This is a genomic window from Bacillus sp. es.034, assembly GCF_002563655.1.
GTDB lineage: Bacteria > Bacillota > Bacilli > Bacillales > Bacillaceae_B > Rossellomorea.
On record NZ_PDIY01000001.1, the window covers coordinates 1999955 to 2022699 of the forward strand.

Below are 22745 nucleotides of genomic sequence, written 5' to 3' on the forward strand. Positions count from 1 at the left end.
TCACCACGTTTTTAGGAAATGGAGGTACTACAATGTTTGAGAATGTTGTCTTTTCAATAGGTAGATTAATTGATGATATCTATTACGCATCAGGTACTTGTACATTGTTAAATAAACAGAACCTATTAGTAACAGCAGCACATGTAGTAAACGGAAGTAATAAAAACCTATTTATTAGATTAAACACCAATTATGAGTCTGGATACCAGGATACCACAATCCAACAAAGTAAGCTTATTCCTGTGGAAATTGAGGCAATAGACCCTTTAAGAGATCTTTGCATCTTGTCTTTACAAGGAGATGTATCTGCTCAATCAAATATTGAATTAGAGAAGGCTGATGGAACGAATCCAGGAGAAGTAGTTACTGTAATAGGGTTTCCTCACTCAAATTTAGGTAGAATTGTTTTGACTCAACAGTCTTGCGAAGTAGGTGCGAAAATCCTTCTTAGTTCCAAAGGAATCAAGTCTAAACATTTTGTTTTAAATATTCAAGCTCGACCAGGGCAGTCTGGTGGTCCAGTTATTCGTACATCAGATGGTACTTTGATTGGTATACTTATTGGAGCTTATGTTCCCACCATCGAGGGTGGAATTAGTCTAGGTGGAATTGACCCTCAGACATTGCATCAGACAACTCATGCTGTGTCAGCGAGTTACTTAGAGAGGATGTTGTGAAAATGCAGGATATCAATTTCTTTTCTGATCAAAAGGAATCAACTTGGTTGGAGGCACTACCAAATTATCAAAAGGAAATTATATCGGAACTATTAGCTTCTAAATCTCTTGAAGAGACTGCTCTAGCTTGGATTGAAGCATCTGTCGATAATACATCACCCTTTACTGGTCAGCCTCAGCCAGAGAAGAAATATTTACCTTTACTAAAAAAAGAAATCCACAAGTTACTATGTGGAAATCCCGAATATGAAGCTGATCGAAATGAATTAGCACAACTAACTCAAACAAAAGAGAACAACTCTACTATTGTTTCAATGGTTTCAGCATTAATTGGTGCTAAAGTTGGTTTGGCTGCCACTTTCATTGCACCAGCAGTTGTAATAATATTTATGATGATTGCTAAGACTTCATTAAATGCTTGGTGTGCAATGGAAACGTCGGAAAACTCATAATAGCCTTATATCTTTTGAGAGCTGAATTCTACTGCTCTTTAGGGAATGTTATCTACAACGAGCACTCTAGGCATGTGGTAACAGTTGCGGAACTGATGTTGAAAAATGTAGCCTAATCCTCTTGGTCGTGGCCTTTTCTCGTTCTATGTACGATTTAAAAAATGGTTATGAATTTTTAGGAATAAAGGGGCCAGTTTCTCTGTACGGCGAAGAGTCGGTGTACTTTGTATTTGGCCCTGTTTCATTTTCATATTTAGGTAAACAACTATACTCTTTGAAATTACGTTAATAGTGTTTTGAATTTTCAAATCGTTGGAAATCCCAATAAATTAGAATTCATAATACTGAATTTTCTATTAAAGGGATACTTTTTACCATTATCGTTTATTGGGGTTAGATCCTTGGAAAGGTAAAGTATAAACGTAAGGGGGACAACGACAAAAAATATATAGTCTTTTTCTTTAATTCTATTTAACTTTGCCGAAAATAATATTGTTAAATAAATATAAACGGGGAGTATTAGATGATAATTGGCCTTTTATGTAGACATTATAAAATTTATCAAGGACTTAACTTTGTACCAATCTGCAACGACTATGAAAATCCATTTGCTCTGTTTATAGGTAATAATGCAGTTGGGAAAAGCTCCGTTCTAGAAAGTTTAAACACCTTTTTTAATAACGGTAATTGGAATAGAACAAAAAACACAAAGGCAGATGAAGCATTCATAGCACCTGTGTTTCTAATAAGAAAAGACGAAATAAAAGATAACATCAGCGATAAATACTATCAAATATTATCTAATTTAAGTGATTATTTTTGGAATATTAAAGCGGATGCGAATGGAAACTTAAAAAATAACGATGGATTTTTAAAGTTTTTTCAATTTAGAGATGAATTGAAATATAAGTATGGGCAGAATGAATATTTATTTTTCCTCTTAGGAATGGATTTTAATGAAAAATCAAAAGTTTACTATAGTACTTTCACTACACATCTTGACAACAAACTTAAAGAACTCGGGATTGATTGTAGGGATATTATGTTAATAAGTATTATTAAAGAATATTACTCATACATTTATATTCCCGTAGAATCGATTACTAGTGAAGTTATTAAAATTGAAAATAAAGAAATGCAAGATTTAATGAGTACAGATATTTTGGAGGAAATTGACAATATTTTAAACGATAAAACGTTCACTAAACAAAATGGAACAACTAGAAAAGTTAGCTTAATGGAGTACTTAAACACTAACCTTGATGAGTATATGAATACTATAAATCATACTATTGGTTTAATAGACGAAAATTATGCTTATAAAGTAGAGCATGGCTACAAAAAAAATCTAACACCACTGGATGTTAGAAGTAGAATCTTAGAAGCATATTTTTCCATTAGAACCTTGAAGAAAGATAAAAAAGAAATCTATGAATTAAGCTCTGGAGAACAACGAATAGCATTAATAGATATTGCGACTGCTTTTTTACAAAATAATACAAAAACAAATAAAAGAAAAGTAATATTAGCAATAGACGAACCAGAGAACTCATTACATATTTCAAAAGCATTTGGTCAATTTGATAGATTACATAAACTTGTAGGAGAGAATCAGTTAATATTGACAACTCATTGGTATGGATCATTACCTATAACAAGTGTTGGGAATGTCCAACATTTGGATGATAAGATTGACGGAGAGAATAAGGTTAACATCAATTCTTTTGACTTAAATAATTATTTTGAAAAAAGAGGATCATTACCTGAAGATATTCAAATGAAAAGTTATTTTGATTTGACAGCTTCAATACTGAGTTCAATTCGATCAGATAAATGTCACTGGATTATATGTGAAGGTAGCGATGATAAACTTTATTTATCTCATTATTTAAACGAAGTAGAAAATCTACGTCTATTAAGTGTAGGCGGTTGTGGTAATGTAATAAAAATTTATAGATATCTTTTTACTCCTTTTTTAGAAAAGGAAGAAAAGAAAGCCATTGAAAGCAAAGTACTTTGCTTAATTGATACTGATGACATCATGCATGACATTGAAATTAGTAGTGATATTAAAGGTAAATTAAAACTAGCAAGAATACAACCTGATAGAACCGAGAAGGTGAAATTGCAAGCTGTCTCAAAATCGGGTTTTTATAATCCTACAGAGATGGAAGATTGTTTGAATCCATTAAAATATTTTAACTCAGTGAAAGAAGTAATACTTGGTACGGATGATGAGAACTTAAAGAGGATATTTAGTAAATTTAAATTTAAAGAAGGTACAATATCTTCTAGAATAAAACCTGAAGAACTATCCATACTTGAACCTACAGAATTAGTACCTTTTGATGAAAAGAAGCAAATTTTTGATTTTTTAGATGACCACTATAACAAATTTCTCATAGCTAAAAAGTATACATCTCAAGAAAGAGGGGAGTTACCGGAGCTTTTTGTATTGATAAAGAAGTATCTAGAGGACTAATCTAGCAGATTTGGCCCCAGGCACTCACTACTTTCAAGAAATAATATTCCTGGAGCCTGAACCCGATTTTTCCGAAGAAGATTTTAAGGAGAATTTTTATGCCATTGATCTCAGAAAAAACCGCTGAACTAAATATTACTTCAGCGCTCCATTATGATGCAGTTTCTAGTGGATATGATGTATGGACATATGGACCAACCCAAAGGCGTGAAGCCGTATACGGGTTTGATACACAGCTTAAACAATATGCTTTTCCATTATACTTGCAATATAAAGCACCAGAAACTTTTAATAAAGAAAGAAATACTTACAAATTTAAAATTGATAATAAAGCCAAAGTAAGGTATGTGAAAACAAAACCAATTGGAACATTTGGGCAAGTAGATTTATTACAGAGATGGGCATCAGGAAGGTCACATGTAGGTTTAGTTTTTCCATGCTTTGAGAATTATGGGGTAATAAGAAGTCGTAATAACTGGTTGGACTGGACTTGTTTTTTAGATGTGAAGAGATTAAAAAGACTTAGTTCGGGTAACCATACTGCAGTTGTTACTCCTATAATAGGTGTTAGTGGACTTCCAACAGGTTTTAAAGTTATTGTTAATTCTGAGGTGCAGGAATTTGACTTTGTTCCTACATTAAGGGAAGTTATTAAAAAAGTCGCTACTGAGAATTTTTTAAATGATAACAAAGGAAAAGATCCAAATGGTTTCTGGAAAGATGCAGAATATGAGATTTTTGATAAAGGTGTTGAGCTAACAGATTTAAAGCATTTGAAATTAGGCTTATATATGTATTTGGTCGGTGACGATGACGTGTAAAGTAATTTGGATTTTATTAAATGTACTAGCGTCTTTACTATTGAAATAGTAAGTAGAGAAAGTGAACCAATTGGTTCACTTTCTCTACTTAACCAAGTTTCTGAATAGAATCCTGTTCTTCTATCCTCTCTCGCACCTTACTAACCACATAAACAATACAAGTTACAATAAAACAACTAAACCCCGGCGAAAAAGAATCAGGTATCCCCAAATAAACCACCATCCCAATCACTAAAACATACAACGCCTCACGATTAAAATTCGACTCCCCACTCGCCAGTCTTACAAGCGCACTCTCAGAAATCCTCCCTTTCCGAATAACCAAATAATCAGCCACCACAATCGCCGATATCGGAATGATCAGGATACCCAGATAAGAAATATACTCCTGCGCATTATAAACCAACTGCGGAAACGAACTCAAAATGATTCCAGCGATACTAAACAACATGGCACTTTGGATCCGCGAGAGGGAAGGCAGTGCATTCAACAAACTGTATCCCCCTGTATAAGCATTACTAAGATTAATAGATATCATAGACACCATCGCACAAGCCGTAATCACCAATAGAAGCAGGCTGGAGTCGGTCAGCTGCCCAGCTGCCACGAATGGATTCAGATCTTTGAACAAGCTGGCGCTCAATCCTCCAAGGAGTGCGGTCATCATGAATCCGACGACGTTTCCTCCGTACAGTCCCCAGAATCCGTGGCGTTCGCTTTTGCTGTAGCGGGTGATGTCGGAGGATGCGCTGACGCCTGAGATGTATTGGACGAAGACGAGGCTTGAGTAGAATAGGAACGTTCACATATTTGAGTCAGAACCTCTGGTAGGATGAAGTTTTATAGCAGTGGGGTTCTGATACCCCGATTTTGAACAGTATAATAAGGAAAACACTTTATACAAATTTTCAGATTAGTTATTCTTTTCATTAAAAAAAGCTTGCATATACAATGAGTATTTAGTATCATGAAAGAAAGCGCATACAGAACGGATTGTTACTGTTAAATCAGGCAAAACCGATTCCTTAAAAAGGGGAGGGTTTTGCCTTTTTTGTTATCGGGGGTGGACAATGTGAAGATTAATAAAATATTGAACAACAATGTGATTGTCACCATGAAAGGCAAGCAGGAAGTAATTGCGATGGGTCGAGGAATAGCCTTTAATAAGCGTGTTGGAGAAGAAATTGATGAAGGTAAATTGGAAAAGATCTTCACGTTGGAAGACCAGGATATTTCAAAAAAGTTCAAAACCTTAATTGCTGAAATTCCTATAGAGTACATGGAGCTTTCGGAAAAGATCATACATTACGCCAAGGAGATACTTGGAACGAAACTCAATGATAGTATCTACATTTCTTTAACCGACCATATTCATTTTGCGATTGAACGTTATAATCAAAATCTTCCAATTAAAAATGGATTGCTCTGGGAAACGAAGAATCTTTATAAAAAGGAATTTGAAATTGGGCTTGAAGCCTTGAATATGATATGTGAACGGTTCGGTTGTCTTTTACCTGAAGACGAAGCCGGGTTTATTGCACTCCATATCGTGAATGCCCAGCTGAATGAAGAGATGACCAACACAGTTGACATGACAAAGGTAATTCAAGATATTTTAACCATCGTGAAATACAGTTTTAAAATTGACTTTGATGAGAACTCGTTGAACTATCATCGGTTTATCACGCATTTGAAATTCTTTGCAAACCGGCTTATCAAAGGAGAGCATTATAAAGGTGAGAAGGACGATCTTTTACATGTCATTATGAATAAGTATCCCGATGCTTATCAATGTTCAATAAAAATCAAAAATTTTGTGGGAAAGCAATACAACTATGAGTTAACAGAAGAGGAAATCCTTTACTTGACGATTCATATTGAGCGCGTTGTAAAAAGAAGATAATTACTGATTCCATTTTAGGATTGTTACTCTGAGAGGCAAAACCTAAATTACGGGAATGACAGGTGTTCTATGTCTGTTCTTCACGTAGTTTAGGTTTTTTTCTTTATAAAAATTTACTTCAAAATTATTTGGGGGTGTATGGCATGAGCCATCAGCAACTAGCAAGACAAATTTTAGATTTAGTTGGTGGAAAGGAAAATGTTAATAGCGTTTTCCATTGCATTACAAGACTTCGCTTTAAACTAAAAGATGAAACAAGAGCAAAAACAGATGAACTGAAAAATTTAGATGGTGTTGTAACGGTTAGGCAAAGCGGTGGACAATATCAAGTGGTTATAGGAAATCATGTACCAGAGGTTTATAAGGAAGTTACAGCAATAGGAGGCTTTTCATCCAGGCAAGAACAGGATGAAGTCGAAGAAGAGGATAAAGGGAATCTATTGTCACGTTTCATTGACTTGATCTCCGGAATCTTCACACCAATTCTGGGTGTATTAGTAGCAGCAGGTATGATCAAAGGTTTTACTGCTTTATTTGTTGCGCTGGGTTGGTTAACCAATACAGGCGGGACTTATCAAATTTTAAATGCAACGGGTGACGCGCTGTTCTATTTCTTGCCGGTAATCCTTGGATATACAGCAATGAAGAAATTTAGCGGAACACCTTTCTTGGGGATCATCATTGGTTCTGCACTGGTTTATCCCGCTTTGTCGACAATAACTGCGGGTGAACCGCTTTATACATTATTTGCAGGTACCCTTTTTGAATCACCGGTGTTTATTGAGTTCTTGGGAATCCCAGTTATTTTAATGACTTATTCATCGAGTGTTATTCCAATTATTTTAGCCTCTTTCTTCGCTGCAAAAGTAGAGCGGGGATTTGCTAAAGTTATACCAATTGTTGTGAAAACATTCTTAGTTCCAACTTTGACTTTGCTTGTTGTTGTACCTTTAACATTTATCGTTATTGGACCGATTGCCACTTGGGCAGCCAATTTTGTTGGTCAAGGAACCATTTGGGTATATGATTTAAGCCCGATTATTGCAGGAATTATACTTGGGGCTTTCTGGCAAGTGTTTGTTATCTTCGGTTTGCATTGGGGCCTTATCCCGGTTGCCTTTAATAACTTGGCAACACAAGGATTTGATCCTATTTTAGCCATGATTTTCGCAGCTTCATTCGCACAAACAGGTGCTGTACTTGGAGTCTGGTTAAAAACAAGAGATCCAAAATTAAAAACTCTAAGTGCGCCTGCATTTATCTCTGGTATCTTTGGGGTAACTGAACCAGCTATCTATGGAATTACACTACCGAAGAAAAAGCCATTTATCATCAGCTGTATTGCAGCTGGGATTGGTGGAGGAATGATTGGGTTATTTGGAACAAAATTACACGTTATGGGTGGATTGGGGGTATTTGGATTCCCTAGTTTCATCCATCCTGTAGAAGGTATGAACACAGCTTTCTGGGGATTCGTCGGGGCCATCCTAGTAGCCACAATTTTAGGTTTCGTTTTAACTTACTTCTTCGGCGGCGTGAACAAAGATGAAACGCCTGAAGTAAAAACAAACAGTACAGCGAAGCGAAATGTCACAATTGACAGTCCATTAAAAGGCCAGATCGTCCCATTAAGTGAAGTTTCTGATCAAGTTTTTGCTTCTGAGGCAATGGGAAAAGGAATCGCTGTTTTACCAACGGAAGGACGCGTGGTTGCACCAGTCACTGGAACGATCACAACATTATTTAAAACAAAGCATGCTATCGGCCTTTCCTCAGATGAAGGAGTGGATATCCTGATTCATGTAGGGATTGATACGGTTCAATTAGATGGTGAACACTTTACCGCTCATATTAAACAAGGAGATCGAGTTAATGCAGGAGATCTACTTGTTGAATTCAATATTGAAAAAATTAAAGAAGCAGGGTACGAATTAGTAACACCCGTGATCATTACAAATCACAGCAACTTTGCAGGCTTGGAAGTTACAAAAGTGGCAGCAGTTAACACAAATGATCCATTAATTACTATCAAAGCACCAGAAGAGAAAACCGTTGAGATTAGTGGAAATAACTTAGCAGATCTAAGAGCTTAGTAATTGAATAGATATGGTTTTTACAAAGTGAAAACCATATCTGGTCTTTTCTATGATTAGGGAGGAAATAGTATGGAAAAAATGAATGGTTTTTCAAGCGGTTTTCTTTGGGGAGGCGCCATTGCAGCAAACCAGGCTGAAGGGGCGTACCTGGAAGGTGGAAAAGGGTTGACCATTGTAGATTTACTTCCGACTGGAAAAAAACGTTGGGACATAATGAAGGGAAATATTGAACGTCTGGTACCGGATCAGAATGAATTTTATCCAGGACATGAGGCAATCGATTTCTATCATCATTATAAAGAGGATATAGCTCTTTTTGCGGAGATGGGTTTCAAAGCTTTGAGACTATCCATCTCGTGGGCAAGGATCTTCCCTGATGGTGATGATGAAACACCAAACGAGGATGGTCTGAAATTTTACGATGATGTATTTGATGAACTAGCAAAATATAATATTGAGCCGGTTGTCACGATTGCTCACTTTGATGTTCCCGTCAATCTGATAGAAAAGTATGGAAGTTGGAGAAATAGAGAACTGGTTGTGTTCTTTGAGCGATATGCCAAAATCATTTTTAACCGCTATAAAAATAAAGTGAAATACTGGATGACATTCAATGAAATTAATATGCTGCTTCATTTACCTTTTGTGGGGGCTGGCCTTATTTTCAAAGAAGGTGATCACAAGAACCAAATTAAGTATCAGGCGGCTCACCATCAGCTGCTTGCCAGTGCATTAGCTGTGAAAGCTGGACATGAGATTAATCCGGAATTCCAAATCGGCTGCATGCTTGCTGCCGGGATGACCTATCCATATACTGCAAATCCTGATGATGTCTGGGATGGAATGGATAAAGATCGGGAATCGTTCTTCTTCATTGATGTTCAAGCAAGAGGGGCATATCCTGGTTACGCCAAACGCTTTATGAATGAGAATGACATTGAAATTGACATGCATCCTGAAGATGAAGAAATTCTGAAGAACGGTACCGTCGATTATATTGGATTCAGTTATTATGCATCCCGTGCGACAAGTACAGATCCAGACGTTCTCAAGCAGCAAACATCAGGAAATGTATTCGCTTCAATTGAAAACCCTTATCTGAAGAAGTCGGAATGGGGATGGACGATTGACCCGAAAGGATTCCGGATTACCATGAATCAATTACATGACCGTTATCAAAAACCTTTATTTGTTGTAGAAAATGGATTGGGTGCCCATGATGTTCCTAATGAGGATGGCGAAATTCAGGATGATTATCGAATCGATTACCTGCGTAAACATGTTGAGCAAATGAAAGAAGCCGTTAAAGATGGTGTTAAGCTAATCGGATATACAAGCTGGGGACCAATCGACATTGTAAGTGCGTCAACAGGTGAGATGAAGAAAAGATACGGCTACATATATGTCGATAAAGATAATGAAGGTCATGGAACGTTAAATAGAAAGAAAAAGAAAAGCTTTTCTTGGTATCAAAACGTAATCAAATCAAATGGTGAAGATCTATAAAAAAAATTTGGAGGTAATAGTATGAGTAAAACATATCAATTTCCGGAAAACTTTTTATGGGGCGGCGCGACAGCTGCCAATCAATTAGAAGGTGGATACAATGAAGGAGGCAAAGGGCCGAACCTTGCAGATGTCTTGCCTGGAGGGAAAGCCCGGTTAGAGCTTCTATCGAAGTCTGGTTTTGATTTTGAATTAGATACAGAAAAATATACGTATCCAAACCATGAAGCGATTGATTTTTATCATCGTTACAAAGAAGACATTGCTCTATTTGCGGAAATGGGCTTCAAAGTGTTCCGTATGAGTATTGCCTGGAGCCGGATATTCCCTAAAGGCGATGAGCTTGAGCCGAATGAAGAAGGGTTAGCATTCTATGACCGTGTCTTTGATGAACTTCATAAACACGGAATCGAACCATTGGTGACAATCGCTCACTATGAAACTCCGTTACATTTGATTAAAGAATATGGCGGGTGGAAAAATCGTAAACTGGTTGAATTCTTTGAGCGTTATGTGACGGTTCTTTTCAACCGCTATAAAGATAAAATGAAGTATTGGCTGACATTCAATGAAATCAACGGTGCAACACACTTCCCATTATTCGGCCTAGGCTTCTCTGCGACTAGTGACGAAACACGTCTGCAGGAAAGTTTTCAAGGGCTGCACCATCAATTTGTCGCAAGTGCCATTGCTGTTAAACTTGGACACCAGATCATTCCTGAGTCACAGATTGGCAATATGCTGATTTATGCACCAACGTATTCTTATGATTCGAATCCGGAAAACGTTATGTTTGCGTTGGAGGATGGAAGAATGTTTAATTTCTTCTGCGGAGATGTTCAAGTGCGTGGAGAATACCCTTCGTTTGCAAATCGATTCTTCAAAGAAAATAATATTGTGATTGATATGCAAGAGGGTGATTTGGAGACGATCAAAGAAGGAACGGTCGATTTCATTTCTTTCAGTTACTACATGTCCAGAACAGAGAAAAAGGAGAAAACATCAGAGGAAATGGGAGAAGGAAACCTGATTGGCGGTGTGAAGAACCCATTCCTGAAAGCAAGTGACTGGGGTTGGGAAATCGACCCTACTGGCCTTCGTATCGCACTGAACGAGTTATACGATCGCTATCAAAAGCCGCTGATGGTCGTTGAAAATGGTTTGGGAGCATACGATAAAGTCGAAGAGGATGGCAGCATCAACGACGATTACCGTATTGACTACTTGAGTGATCATATTAAAGCGATGGGCGAAGCAGTAGAAGATGGCGTGGACCTCATTGGTTATACTTCATGGGGTTGCATCGACTTGGTGAGTGCTTCTTCCGGAGAATATTCCAAGAGATATGGTTTCATCTATGTTGACAAACATGATGATGGAACCGGAACACTGGAAAGAAGTAGAAAGAAATCATTCTATTGGTATAAAGATGTCATCCGTTCGAATGGAGAGAATCTCTAATTCTCTTATTTTGATTAGTGCTTTGTATTCTCTTCTTTAAAATTTTTATATAAGCTCTCATAAAAAGGGAACCTCATCATGAGGTTCCCTTTCTCTCTTTAACCAAGTTTTTGAATAGGATTCTGCCTTTCAGATCTACCTAAGCTTTTACTGAGGGTATACAGGAGTGAGGTGAAAATAAAACAACTAAACCCCGGCGAAAACGAATCCGGAATCACCAAATAAATCACCATCCCAATCACTAAAACATACAACGCCTCCCGATTAAAATTCGACTCCCCACTCGCCAGCCTCACAAGCGCACTCTCAGAAATCCTTCCTCTCCTTATCACCAAATAATCAGCCACCACAATCGCCGATATCGGAATAATCAGGATCCCCAGATAAGAAATATACTCCTGCGCATTATAAACCAGCTGCGGGAATGAACTTAAAATAATACCGGCAATACTGAACAACAGTGCACTTTGAATTCGCGACAGGGACGGCAGTGCATTAAGCAGACTGTATCCCCCCGTATACGCATTACTGAGATTAATCGAAATCATCGATACCATCGCACAAGCCGTGATCACCAACAGAAGCAGGCTTGAGTCAGTAAGCTGACCCGCTGCCACAAATGGATTCAGATCTTTGAACAAGCTGGCACTCAATCCCCCAAGCAGTGCCGTCATCATGAATCCGACGACGTTTCCTCCGTACAGCCCCCAGAATCCGTGGCGGTCGCTCTTGCTGTAGCGGGTGATGTCGGAGGATGCGCTGACGCCTGAGATGTATTGGACGAAGACGAGGCTTGAGTAGAATAGGAACGTTCCGATGGAGAAGGGTTCCTGTCCTTGTGTTAGTGTTGGGAGGGAATCGGCTCCTTTTGTTAGGAAGAGGTACAGGATGATGCCCTGGCCGATCACGAGGATCGGGATGAATAGTTTGGTCGCTTTTTTGACGGCTTCGAAGCCGATGAGTGCTAGAAGGGTCATGATGATGGCGAGTCCGATGGCGACCGGGACGAATGGTATGGTGTACGGTGTTACTTTTTCCACCATGGAGATGATGACGAAGGTTCCTCCGATGGTTTGGACGCTGAACCAGTAGAGGGACGTCAGGGACCGGATGGGGGATGCGATGAGCATCGACAGCCGGGTTCCGATGATAGACCTCAGGACGTATTGGGCGGGCAGGCCGTAGCGGGAGCCCGGTAATGATAAGAATGATACGAATAGGAAGGCGACGCTTGCTCCGAGTACGGTGGCGATGAACGCTGCCTTAAAGGATAATCCGCCTTCCAGGACGGCGAGTGCCGGGATTAGGAAGTTTCCTGCATTCACGGAGAAGGCGAGCTGTATGATGAAGTATTCAATCCATGTGGTTGATTTTAATTGTGGTGGGACCTTTTCGAGTCCGAGCCGTTCGATCATGGGTTGTTTCATAAGTTGGTCTCCTTTGGGTATACTAGGATGCATGGTTTCTATTTTAAAGAATTTTTGAAAAAAAGCGAAGAAATAATCATTTATTTTTTTAAAGAAAAGTAGAGATATTTCCTTATTTATTTGTTAGAATGTAAGTGCTTACAGGGTGAGTAATTGCCCTTCGCTATTATATATGAATAGTGTTATATTTAGGAAGTAAATGCTCCAAGGAGCAATAGTGCATTTAGGAGGTTGGCTTAGTATGCGTATTGGTGTACCAACGGAAATTAAAAACAACGAAAATCGTGTGGCCATGACGCCAGCTGGTGTTGTGAACCTTGTTCAATTCGGACATGACGTTTACATCGAAGCTGGAGCGGGAATGGGTTCAGGATTTACAGATGAAGATTACAAAGCAGCAGGTGGACACATCGTTGATTCTGCAGCGGAAGCATGGTCCATGGATATGGTCATGAAAGTAAAAGAGCCACTTCCAAGTGAGTACTCTTATTTCCGCGAGGGGCTTATCTTATTTACATATTTACATCTTGCTCCAGAGCCGGAATTAACGAAAGCGTTAATTGATAATAAAGTAGTCGGAATCGCGTACGAAACGGTTGAACTGAATCGTGCCCTTCCATTACTGACTCCGATGAGTGAAGTGGCTGGACGTATGGCGACTCAAATCGGTGCCCAGTTCTTAGAGAAGATCCACGGTGGTAAAGGTGTATTACTTTCAGGTGTCCCTGGGGTTCGCCGCAGTAAAGTAACGATCATCGGTGGAGGAGTTGCCGGTACGAATGCAGCGAAAATGGCTGTCGGACTTGGTGCCAACGTCACGATCCTTGACCTTAACCCGGATCGCCTTCGTCAGCTTGATGATATCTTCGGTAGCGACGTAACAACGCTTATGTCCAACCCGTTAAATATTGAACAAGCTGTCAAAGAAGCAGACCTAGTCATCGGAGCTGTACTGATTCCAGGAGCGAAAGCACCTAAACTAGTGACAGAAGAGATGATCAAAGCAATGACACCTGGTTCAGTTGTTGTTGATATCGCCATCGACCAAGGCGGAATCTTCGAAACAACAGACCGCATCACAACGCATGACGATCCAACATACGTGAAGCACGGTGTTGTACACTATGCCGTTGCCAACATGCCTGGTGCCGTACCACGTACGTCTACCATCGCATTAACAAACGTAACTGTACCTTACGCGGTTCAAATCGCAAACAAAGGCTACAAAAAAGCGTGCTTAGATAACGAAGCTTTATTAAAAGGTATTAACACATTGAATGGATATGTTACGTACCAGGCGGTTGCTGAAGCACATACTGTAGACTACTCAGATACTAGAACTCAATTAGAGCAACAATAACAACAGGAAGCCGACTGCATGGGAATGTTCAGTCGGCTTTTTTTGTGTAAATATAGGAGAGATGTTGAAGCTCTCGGTGTTATACCCTAACGTTGATGGAGTGCAATACTTCGCTTGAAAAATGAGGGCATACAGAAAAAGCCACATACTGAAATGTGGCTTTTTCTGTATTTTTTACTCTATTCGAGATTTGCGTGTTTTCCATACATTTTACCAGAATCCAATCCTTTTTTCTCCATGAAGCGCAGAATGATGGCATCATAAAATAACAACATCGTTTGCTCAAATAGAGAGCCCATTGGTTGAATAGTCTTGTAATCACCTTCGGACTGGTCTTTCGTGACTCCCGGTAATGTAACGGTGAAATCAGCTAATTTCCCAATGGTTGAGTCAGGAGAGATGGTTATCGCTGCGACGGTACCTCCCAAGCTTTTAGCTTTTTCAGCAATGGGCACTAGCGTTTTGGTTTCTCCTGAGCCTGATCCAATGATTAATAGATCATCCTTTTCTAAGTTAGCTGTTACTGTTTCCCCGACGACATAGGCATCAATCCCCATGTGCATCATGCGCATCACAAAAGATTTCCCCATCAATCCAGATCTGCCGGCTCCAGCCACAAAGATTTTATTGGATTCCAGAATCTGGTTTACTAATTTCTCTGCCTCTTCATCAGAGATTAAGTGCACCGTTTGACTTAATTCTTCAACGACTTTGGCTAAATATTGAGTAGACTTCATCGTGTCATTACCCTTGGTGAATTAATTCCTGCATTTCACGTGCAGTCGCCCGTTTATCTTCTTTGCCTGTGATCCCGCCACCTACAATGATAAGGTCAGGCTGTTCTTTAATGACTTCCGGTAGTGTTTCTAATTTGATTCCACCGGCAATGGCTGTTTTGGCATTTTTTACAACGCTTTTGATCGTGTGTAGATCTTCAAAGGAATTTTTTCCTACAGCTTGCAAATCATAACCTGTGTGTACACAAATATAATCGGCACCAAGTTCGTCCAATTCTTTCGCACGGGCGGCAACGTCTTTCACAGCAATCATATCAACAAGGATTTGTTTCCCTTGTTTTCTGGCTTCTTCTACTGCGCCTTTGATTGACTCGTCTTCTGCCGTTCCAAGAATCGTAATGATGTCAGCACCCGCAGCAGAGGCTTGACTGACTTCATATCCAGCTGCATCCATAATCTTCAAGTCCGCTAATACGGTTAAGTTAGGGAACGCAGCTTTTACTTCTTTCACTGCTTTAAGTCCTTCATTGATCACAACAGGTGTACCAATTTCTACAACATCAATATACTCTTCTACCTCTTTAACTAATTCAATGGCTCCTGGGATATCGACAAGATCTAATGCTAATTGTAATTTCATTTATATTCGCTCCTTATAGAAAATGTTTTTTTGTTTAAGCGGCTAGAAGTAAATGTTTCCTTCTGAAAAGTTATTTACTCACTGGCATGCTGTTTAGTATACTCAGTATGTAAATAAATTAAAAGTACGCACTTTTACCGCATATAGTGATAAAAAGTATACTATTGGATGAATAAAGGAGAGTTGAGGCAAATGCCAAATTTAGGAGAGAAGAATTTCAACTGTGAAAAAGAATTAACCCTCGCAGTAATCGGGGGTAAATGGAAAATGTTAATATTGTGGCATCTGGGGAAGGAAGGAACGAAACGATTTGGTGAATTAAAATCTCTTATGCCGGGTATCACTCAAAGAATGCTTGTTAATCAATTAAGAGAACTGGAAGATCATTTAATTGTGCACCGGGAAGTGTATCCTGTCGTCCCGCCTAAAGTCGAATACTCACTCACCGAGCATGGGGAAAAGCTGTTACCGATCTTAGAGGCTATGTATGAATGGGGCAAAGATTATATTGAGAATGTATTGGAAAAGGATACGGATGATCAATCAGCTGTAAAATAGATAATCTTTCTTACCAAGGGCAACCTTGGTTTTTTTATTACTGTTTTATATGAGTATAGACAACATCTTAATTGCCACTACTCGCTTATTTTTAAAAAATTCGGGTATAACATAAAATAGCATACGAGAGTAAGAAAAATAGATAAGTTTATTTGGAGGAGAGAAATTATGAAGATTTCATATCACGGACATTCAGTAGTCAAAATCGAAACAAACGGAAAAACGATCCTGATCGATCCATTCATCACCGGAAACGAACTGACAGATCTAAAATTGGAAGATGAAAAGCCAGATGTCATCATCCTTACACACGGTCACAACGATCACGTAGGGGACACGGTAGAACTTGCGAAGAAAAACGATTCATTGGTCATTGCCAATCATGAACTAGCAACCTACCTAAGCTGGCAACTGGTGAGAACTCATCCGATGCATGTTGGGGGAGCATATGAGTTCGACTTTGGTAAAGTGAAACTGACACAGGCATTCCACGGATCAGGTCTCATCACAGATGGAAATGAAATCATCTATATGGGTATGCCAGCAGGCGTTCTTCTAATGATTGAAGGAAAAACCATTTTCCATGCAGGGGATACAGGATTGTTCTCCGACATGAAACTGATTGGGGAGCGCCATCCAATTGATTTGGCATTCCTACCCATCGGAGATAATTTCACAATGGGACCTGAGGATGCGGCAACGGCAGCCAGCTTCTTGAAAGCGAAGAAGGTTGTGCCGATTCATTATGATACATTCCCGCCGATTAAGCAGGATCCGCATAAATTCGTTGAGATGCTTGAGGATTCTGAGGGACAGGTTATGAAGGCTGGAGATGTTATCGAATTTTAACATGTAAGAGCGGTGTAAATGAAGTAGCTCAAATACTGTGGTGAAAACAATAAGATTTCACCTTGTGTGACATACGTTTCTGATATAACAAAAAGCTTGGGGAACCCCAAGCTTTTGTTATTGTTCTTATTTAATTAAAGCCCCTTTAGCTGGAGAAATAGGGTTCTTATCAAGTTTTTTAAATCCCTTGATACACTGTCAATCCCTGGGCGTTATGCTGCCATAGAATTTCTTTTATTTTTTGCACTTTGTTTTCGTCTCCTATGTAGATCATTACAAATACTTCTACCTTACTTTTGCTAAAACTTCTTTTGTACTTTGCCTTGATATATATCCACTTAATAAAAAATCCAGTGATTAACCCAGCAACAAGCCCTATAAGAGCCCAGATTATTGGACCCCATTCTAAAACAAAACCGTAGATAGAACCAAGAAGCATAAAAATACAACCTAATATTCCAGCAAGGTCTACCAGACTGGTTCCATCTGCATAATGAATGCTATCAAATAAACGTGGTGACTCTGTTACCTTGTCTAAAGGAAGAGCGAGGATATGATTTTGAGGGATTTCATTCTCCATTAGTTCCGTCAGTGCAATTTCTAATGCAGGAGAATAATCAAAACTTGCAATAATATACAATTTCATTCCTCCTTTATTGGTAAAGGAAAGTCTTTTTTTTGAAAATCCTTTTTCAGAAATCTGGAGAGTGTCAGGTCATAACACTTATTATTGTAGATGCTTAATATATAAGTATGGTATATAACAAATACATAAACAGATGGAAAAAATAGAAGCCACTGAGGTTCCAATACCTCTTTCGCCTTGGAAAAATCCATAATAAAAGTATAATGAATACCTTCAAGTAGTCTGGACTTATAACTGAGTAAACCTATCCAAAATAAGCTGAAAATCAGGTTCGGTATATTCTTATAATACATAGATGAGACCCCGCTTGAAAGGGCTGCCCAGATAACTGAATTAGCAGGAGAAGTTTTGTCTAGGTTACCTATACCTAAAGGGGCAAGATCAAATATATTTAAATCCTGAATTTTCTCCCTATAAGCCAATATATATGATTTATTGTATTCAACTGCCCGCCGATAACTGTCATAAATTACAAAAACATAAACAGCCATATAAGCTAAAAACCATCTCTTATCAAGAACCTCCTTTGCCTGCTCAAAATCTCCGATCATCGAAAAATAAATACTCCTGTTTATATGCCCAAGAGTATTCACTACCAGTTCAAACAGCATTAAAATAAAGCCTAATATAAAATCCCCCAATAAAATATATCCAAACCCGGGAAAAGCAGCAGACCACCATAAAGCAACCCAGGGATTTGTTAATTTTAGAAAATTGTTACTATACGATCTCAAAATATATAATTTTCTTCTATTTGGAAGCCCCAATGGTTATCATCCTTCACTAATATAATTCAAGAAAAATAATGGTGTTATTAGGTTCACCTACCTTTGACATACTATACATTCAGATATCTTCCACCAATTTACGACTGTTTAGAAAATAAAAAAGAAGCTGAAGATCACTTGTGGTGTCTTCAGCTATTGTCTCGCTATCTTCAATGATCCTAGTCTTCAATTAATCTGCCCTTTAACTGAACAAAGAAAATACCTCTGTGATTGGCTTCTTAGAAGTTGTATATCAAGTATCTGGAGCAGTGTTGCTCGTATGTGCCATTTATTATTATTTCCATTTTAAGAAAACCAGGAGGGAAAGGAAACTGACTCCAACTGAGTTAACAGTTTACGTTGTAACTCATATAGCATTTCTTCTTTTGGGAAGTAGTTATTTGCGCTTATACCCTCCTCTTAAGTGTCCCGATCGTTTAAGAAGTTCTAAATGTATTAGTGTTGACTATTTTTGAAATCTATATAAACTTACTAACCCTATCACAATTAAAACAGTAGCAGAAATACCTTAAAAAATGGACTTGAATATGTAACCAAGCGAATCCATACTATTAACCATTGCTGAACCTAAAACAAAAAATAATACTGCCACTAGCAAAAGTCTATTTCTCATATATGTACTTCCCCCATTAAAAGAATACTCTTACTTAATAATCCTGCCCGATTATTTCTACATAACATTCCAAAATTGAGCTAAAATTGCTATACATAAACTTATGAATAAAGTTATCAGCCAATCTACTTTATTTGTCATTTTCAAAAGAATGTTCAATGTTGAACCAATACAAATGCATAAGATAAAGACAAATAAAAGCATAATGAAAGACTCCAAAGCTAATCTCTCCTCCAAACATAAATTAAAACCCTCTAATTATTCTTAGCATTTCGTTTACCAGCCCGTTCATTGAAGGTCAACATACTGGCAATCACTAAGTTCATTTTACCACATAATGTTAAATGTCTTGAACCATCAACAAAATAACCAATTAATTTAATGAGCTAAAAGGTATGCTAATTCATATGTCATTAAAGATGTTTCTCCCCAATAACTAAACTACTTAGGTTGCAATTACCGCGCCTTTTTCTCACCTTTACACAACATCCTCCACCCACTCGCATATACATGATACAAGCCTAGAGAGGAGGGAAATGTTTGAAACAACGTTATATACTCTGTTTACTCATCACAGGGGCACTCATTTACTACGGAGCCCCACGTATGTCTATTTTTGCAGAAGGCCTCCAAGGAACCTTCGCCATCGGCTGGCTCATACTCGCCACCTGTGTCCTGGCCGGAAACCTCGCCGCCCTGCTTTACACACCTAAAGGAACAGGCAAGGGGAAGAAGTTGAGATCGAAGCCTGTTCGTAAAGTGAAATCACGATCATTTGGTTAAAGAAAAACGGGGCTTGTATCACTCAAAGCCCCGATTAAATTGAAACACCGTGCTTTTCACATTATAATAAACATATAAAGTAGGACGTTACAAAGAAGGGTGAAAAGCTTGGCTACAAAACACGAACAAATACTGGAGTACATAGATACCCTGCCTGTCGGAGAAAAGATCTCCGTTCGCCAGATCGCAAAAGCACTGACCGTCAGCGAAGGAACGGCATACCGGGCGATCAAGGATGCCGAAACGAAAGGCTACGTCAGCACCATCGAACGCGTCGGAACGATCCGCATCGAACAGAAGAAGAAAGAAAATATCGAAAAGCTCACCTACGCAGAAGTGGTCAACATCATTGATGGACAAGTACTCGGTGGAAGATCCGGCCTGCATAAAATGCTCAACAAGTTTGTCATTGGAGCCATGAAGCTTGAAGCCATGATGAGATACACGGAAGCCGGAAACCTCTTGATCATCGGGAACCGGACCCAGGCCCAGGAACATGCATTGCGTGCAGGGGCTGCCGTTCTAATCACCGGGGGATTTGATGCAGACGAAGACGTCAAGAAGCTCGCAGATGAACTCGAACTCCCGATCATCTCCACTTCCTATGACACCTTTACCGTCGCCACTATGATCAACCGGGCCATTTACGATCAGCTCATAAAAAAAGAGATCGTGTTAGTGGAAGACATTTTAACCAAAGTGGATGATACGATTTATCTGCATTTGGATGACACGTTGGAAGAATGGTTCGAAAAGAATCAGTACACTTTCCACAGCCGTTTCCCTGTCGTGGACAGAAACCTGAAAGTCCATGGCATGGTGACTTCTAAAGACGTCATGGGCCAGGAAAAGTATGCAGGCATCGATAAGATCATGACGAAGCAGCCAATCACGGTCAGCCCGAATACGAGTGTCGCATCCGCCGCCCATATCATGATCTGGGAAGGGATCGAATTACTTCCCGTCGTCAATGAACAGAACAAGCTGCAGGGGATCATCAGCCGTCAGGACGTTTTGAAAGCACTGCAAATGATCCAGCGTCAGCCGCAGGTCGGGGAGACGATCGATGACCTCATTTCAAACGCAGTAGAAGTAGTCGGGGAGAAGAAAGACAACAAAGAAATCTACCAATTTGCCGTCACACCGCAGATGACAACGGGAATCGGAACGCTTTCCTATGGTGTATTCACCACCTTAATGACAGAAGCCGCCAACCGTGCACTGAAGCCGTACAAAAAAGGCGACCTCGTCATCGAAAACATGACTATTTACTTTATCAAGCCTGTCCAAATGGAAAGCATACTCGAAATCCATCCAAAGGTACTCGACGTCGGGAGGAAATTTGGTAAAGTGGATGTAGAGGTATATAACGAAGGGGTATTAATGGGGAAATCCCTGATGATTTGTCAGCTGATCGACAGGCATTAATCCGTAAAAAAAAGACTAGATTGGGTTCTAGTCTTTCAAATACCTTATTGGTTATCCAGTTCCTTAGCTTCCCTCTGTGCAAAAGGGAGCACATGCTTGTACATTTTATATCCAGCCCAGCAGCTTCCGAGTCCAATAAGGATGAAAAGCGCGCCGATGACATACGTCAGCGTACCAGGGAATAAAAACAGCTGATTGATCCCAAACAGGGCAACGAACAGCCCAAGGGCAATGCTTGCTTTAGCCGATAACCATTTCTTTTCCATCGGTCGTCGTGTCCGCACTTGTCTTATTTTATAAAAGACATAGAACGTGAACGTGACGACGATCAGTAATGCGAGAAAATACATAGTTTTGTCCTCCATCGTTGACATCTCTCGCTACTATTTTACAGATAACGGAGCAGAATGCCAAATATAAATTCCAACACAAAGGAGATTCTCATGAAAGAACAAATCCTGAACCTTATCAAACAATATGAAACGATCATTGTACATAGACATGTCCGCCCCGACCCGGATGCATACGGATCCCAGGGAGGACTCGTGGAAATGCTGAAAGCCTCTTTCCCTGAGAAAAACATTTATGCCGTCGGAAAAGAAGAGGAAACCCTTCATTACTTAAAGCGTCTCGATGTTATCGAAGATTCCGTATTCGAAGGGGCCCTGATCATTGTCTGCGATACGGCCAACGAAGAACGGATCTGTGACCGACGCTACAAACTCGGTGACAAGCTTGTGAAGATCGATCACCATCCAAACGAGGATGCATACGGAGATCACCTCTGGATTGATACCACAGCGAGTTCCGTCAGTGAAATGATTTATGAATTTTATCAGTTCGGAAAAGACAAAGGATTGACATTGCCTGATTCAGGGGCACGACTCCTGTTTGCAGGGATTGTCGGCGATACGGGAAGATTCCTGTATCCAAGTACTACTCAGAAGACGTTTGACATTGCGGGTGAGTTGATCCGATATGATTTTGACCGGAACGAATTATTCAATAAAATGTATGAAGTCGATTCCAACGTCACGAAGCTTAACGGATATGTGCTGCAAAACTTCGAGATGGATGGGGATGGCTGCGGGATGATGGTCATGACGAAGGATATCCTCGAAGAGCACGCCGTCGTACCATCTGAAGCTTCCCTTCTTGTCAGTACATTGGGGAATGTAAAAGGCATGAAAGCATGGGTCTTCTTTATTGAAGAACATGATCAAATCAGGGTTCGTCTTCGCTCGAAGGGTCCTGTCATCAACACCATCGCCAAGAAATACAACGGCGGCGGACATCCCCTGGCTGCAGGGGCGTCCATTTATTCATGGGGAGAGAAAGAAGAAGTGATGAAGGATCTACGGGAAGTGTGCAGGAATCATCAATAGGTTTTATGAAGAGTCGGCGGATGCCGGCTTTTTTTTGTGCAAAAATAATCAATCCCAATCTAGGCTTCTTCACCAGTCACAACACCCAGCAACCGAACATAAATTATTGAGGATGATTCACATTTATTGTGCT

The 22745-nt window shown here is 39.5% G+C and carries 21 protein-coding genes; 14 read left to right on the top strand and 7 right to left on the bottom strand.

The features are described from left to right. Nucleotides 1-32: 32 nt before the first annotated feature. From ATG71_RS10085 to ATG71_RS10100, 4 genes are all read left to right on the top strand, one after another. Nucleotides 33-677 carry a S1 family peptidase gene (locus ATG71_RS10085; RefSeq protein ID WP_098439481.1) on the top strand — a complete coding sequence of 215 codons (645 nt, stop codon included), beginning with the start codon at nt 33-35 and terminating at the stop codon, nt 675-677. A 2-nt stretch (nt 678-679) separates the two neighbouring features. Continuing rightward, nucleotides 680-1129 (top strand): hypothetical protein, encoded by a 450-nt coding sequence (locus ATG71_RS10090; protein ID WP_098439482.1) that lies wholly within the window; start codon nt 680-682, stop codon nt 1127-1129. Between the two features lie 523 nt (nt 1130-1652). Then, nucleotides 1653-3611: an AAA family ATPase gene (locus ATG71_RS10095; protein WP_098439483.1), complete on the top strand. Its 1959-nt coding sequence runs from the start codon at nt 1653-1655 to the stop codon at nt 3609-3611. Nucleotides 3612-3709: 98 nt separating this feature from the next. Next, nucleotides 3710-4432 carry a hypothetical protein gene (locus ATG71_RS10100; protein ID WP_098439484.1) on the top strand — a complete coding sequence of 241 codons (723 nt, stop codon included), beginning with the start codon at nt 3710-3712 and terminating at the stop codon, nt 4430-4432. 88 nt (nt 4433-4520) lie between these two features. On the opposite strand, the gene ATG71_RS10105 is transcribed toward ATG71_RS10100, so the two are convergent. Continuing rightward, a complete protein-coding gene (locus tag ATG71_RS10105) occupies nt 4521-5195 on the bottom strand; it encodes a cytosine permease (protein ID WP_098439485.1) in 675 nt (224 codons plus the stop codon). Between the two features lie 309 nt (nt 5196-5504). Here ATG71_RS10105 and licT point away from each other — a divergent pair, with 309 nt between their 5' ends. The 4 genes from licT (at nt 5505) to ATG71_RS10125 (ending at nt 11398) form a co-directional block, all read left to right on the top strand. Further along, nucleotides 5505-6335: a BglG family transcription antiterminator LicT gene (gene licT, locus ATG71_RS10110; RefSeq protein ID WP_098441785.1), complete on the top strand. Its 831-nt coding sequence runs from the start codon at nt 5505-5507 to the stop codon at nt 6333-6335. Between the two features lie 143 nt (nt 6336-6478). Next, entirely contained in the window at nt 6479-8428 is a 1950-nt protein-coding gene (locus ATG71_RS10115; protein WP_098439486.1) for a beta-glucoside-specific PTS transporter subunit IIABC, read from the top strand. 81 nt (nt 8429-8509) lie between these two features. Then, on the top strand, nt 8510-9937 hold the full coding sequence (locus ATG71_RS10120; protein ID WP_179886643.1) for a 6-phospho-beta-glucosidase: 1428 nt from the start codon (nt 8510-8512) through the stop codon (nt 9935-9937). 21 nt (nt 9938-9958) lie between these two features. Beyond that, entirely contained in the window at nt 9959-11398 is a 1440-nt protein-coding gene (locus ATG71_RS10125) for a glycoside hydrolase family 1 protein (protein ID WP_098439488.1), read from the top strand. 98 nt (nt 11399-11496) lie between these two features. On the opposite strand, the gene ATG71_RS10130 is transcribed toward ATG71_RS10125, so the two are convergent. Continuing rightward, nucleotides 11497-12825, bottom strand: coding sequence for a purine-cytosine permease family protein (locus ATG71_RS10130; protein WP_098439489.1), 1329 nt, complete (start codon nt 12823-12825; stop codon nt 11497-11499). A 241-nt stretch (nt 12826-13066) separates the two neighbouring features. Between ATG71_RS10130 and ald the strand changes: the two genes are divergently transcribed. Then, nucleotides 13067-14185 carry an alanine dehydrogenase gene (ald, locus tag ATG71_RS10135; protein ID WP_098439490.1) on the top strand — a complete coding sequence of 373 codons (1119 nt, stop codon included), beginning with the start codon at nt 13067-13069 and terminating at the stop codon, nt 14183-14185. A gap of 179 nt (nt 14186-14364) precedes the next feature. On the opposite strand, the gene hxlB is transcribed toward ald, so the two are convergent. Continuing rightward, the gene (hxlB, locus tag ATG71_RS10140; protein WP_098439491.1) at nt 14365-14922 is read right to left on the bottom strand and encodes a 6-phospho-3-hexuloisomerase; all 558 of its coding nucleotides are present in this window, start codon (nt 14920-14922) and stop codon (nt 14365-14367) included. 7 nt (nt 14923-14929) lie between these two features. Continuing rightward, nucleotides 14930-15562: a 3-hexulose-6-phosphate synthase gene (hxlA, locus tag ATG71_RS10145; RefSeq protein ID WP_098439492.1), complete on the bottom strand. Its 633-nt coding sequence runs from the start codon at nt 15560-15562 to the stop codon at nt 14930-14932. Between the two features lie 192 nt (nt 15563-15754). Between hxlA and ATG71_RS10150 the strand changes: the two genes are divergently transcribed. Then, nucleotides 15755-16120: a winged helix-turn-helix transcriptional regulator gene (locus ATG71_RS10150; RefSeq protein WP_098439493.1), complete on the top strand. Its 366-nt coding sequence runs from the start codon at nt 15755-15757 to the stop codon at nt 16118-16120. A 168-nt stretch (nt 16121-16288) separates the two neighbouring features. Then, a complete protein-coding gene (locus ATG71_RS10155; protein WP_098439494.1) occupies nt 16289-16969 on the top strand; it encodes a metal-dependent hydrolase in 681 nt (226 codons plus the stop codon). A gap of 178 nt (nt 16970-17147) precedes the next feature. On the opposite strand, the gene ATG71_RS10160 is transcribed toward ATG71_RS10155, so the two are convergent. Beyond that, nucleotides 17148-17609: a hypothetical protein gene (locus tag ATG71_RS10160; RefSeq protein WP_098439495.1), complete on the bottom strand. Its 462-nt coding sequence runs from the start codon at nt 17607-17609 to the stop codon at nt 17148-17150. 2 nt (nt 17610-17611) lie between these two features. Then, nucleotides 17612-18382, bottom strand: coding sequence for a hypothetical protein (locus ATG71_RS10165; RefSeq protein ID WP_098439496.1), 771 nt, complete (start codon nt 18380-18382; stop codon nt 17612-17614). A gap of 1174 nt (nt 18383-19556) precedes the next feature. On the opposite strand from ATG71_RS10165, the gene ATG71_RS10175 reads away from it, so the two are divergent. After that, the gene (locus ATG71_RS10175) at nt 19557-19799 is read left to right on the top strand and encodes a hypothetical protein (RefSeq protein WP_098439497.1); all 243 of its coding nucleotides are present in this window, start codon (nt 19557-19559) and stop codon (nt 19797-19799) included. 108 nt (nt 19800-19907) lie between these two features. After that, complete coding sequence (locus tag ATG71_RS10180) at nt 19908-21227, top strand: DRTGG domain-containing protein (RefSeq protein WP_098439498.1); 1320 nt, start codon at nt 19908-19910, stop codon at nt 21225-21227. A gap of 44 nt (nt 21228-21271) precedes the next feature. Here ATG71_RS10180 and ATG71_RS10185 read toward each other — a convergent pair whose 3' ends face one another. After that, on the bottom strand, nt 21272-21577 hold the full coding sequence (locus tag ATG71_RS10185; protein WP_098439499.1) for a YtpI family protein: 306 nt from the start codon (nt 21575-21577) through the stop codon (nt 21272-21274). Nucleotides 21578-21670: 93 nt separating this feature from the next. On the opposite strand from ATG71_RS10185, the gene ATG71_RS10190 reads away from it, so the two are divergent. Then, nucleotides 21671-22612, top strand: coding sequence for a DHH family phosphoesterase (locus ATG71_RS10190; protein ID WP_098439500.1), 942 nt, complete (start codon nt 21671-21673; stop codon nt 22610-22612). Nucleotides 22613-22745: the final 133 nt, after the last annotated feature.

What these genes read in the sequence shown, in the direction of transcription:
- ATG71_RS10095 (WP_098439483.1), top strand. Translation starts at nt 1,653, where the DNA reads ATGATAATTGGCCTTTTATGTAGACATTATAAAATTTATCAAGGACTT.
- ATG71_RS10100 (WP_098439484.1), top strand. Translation starts at nt 3,710, where the DNA reads ATGCCATTGATCTCAGAAAAAACCGCTGAACTAAATATTACTTCAGCG.
- ATG71_RS10115 (WP_098439486.1), top strand. Translation starts at nt 6,479, where the DNA reads ATGAGCCATCAGCAACTAGCAAGACAAATTTTAGATTTAGTTGGTGGA.
- ATG71_RS10120 (WP_179886643.1), top strand. Translation starts at nt 8,510, where the DNA reads ATGAATGGTTTTTCAAGCGGTTTTCTTTGGGGAGGCGCCATTGCAGCA.
- ATG71_RS10085 (WP_098439481.1), top strand. Translation starts at nt 33, where the DNA reads ATGTTTGAGAATGTTGTCTTTTCAATAGGTAGATTAATTGATGATATC.
- ATG71_RS10125 (WP_098439488.1), top strand. Translation starts at nt 9,959, where the DNA reads ATGAGTAAAACATATCAATTTCCGGAAAACTTTTTATGGGGCGGCGCG.
- hxlB (WP_098439491.1), bottom strand. Translation starts at nt 14,922, where the DNA reads ATGAAGTCTACTCAATATTTAGCCAAAGTCGTTGAAGAATTAAGTCAA.
- hxlA (WP_098439492.1), bottom strand. Translation starts at nt 15,562, where the DNA reads ATGAAATTACAATTAGCATTAGATCTTGTCGATATCCCAGGAGCCATT.
- ATG71_RS10090 (WP_098439482.1), top strand. Translation starts at nt 680, where the DNA reads ATGCAGGATATCAATTTCTTTTCTGATCAAAAGGAATCAACTTGGTTG.
- ATG71_RS10130 (WP_098439489.1), bottom strand. Translation starts at nt 12,825, where the DNA reads ATGAAACAACCCATGATCGAACGGCTCGGACTCGAAAAGGTCCCACCA.
- ald (WP_098439490.1), top strand. Translation starts at nt 13,067, where the DNA reads ATGCGTATTGGTGTACCAACGGAAATTAAAAACAACGAAAATCGTGTG.
- ATG71_RS10150 (WP_098439493.1), top strand. Translation starts at nt 15,755, where the DNA reads ATGCCAAATTTAGGAGAGAAGAATTTCAACTGTGAAAAAGAATTAACC.
- ATG71_RS10185 (WP_098439499.1), bottom strand. Translation starts at nt 21,577, where the DNA reads ATGTATTTTCTCGCATTACTGATCGTCGTCACGTTCACGTTCTATGTC.
- ATG71_RS10190 (WP_098439500.1), top strand. Translation starts at nt 21,671, where the DNA reads ATGAAAGAACAAATCCTGAACCTTATCAAACAATATGAAACGATCATT.
- ATG71_RS10155 (WP_098439494.1), top strand. Translation starts at nt 16,289, where the DNA reads ATGAAGATTTCATATCACGGACATTCAGTAGTCAAAATCGAAACAAAC.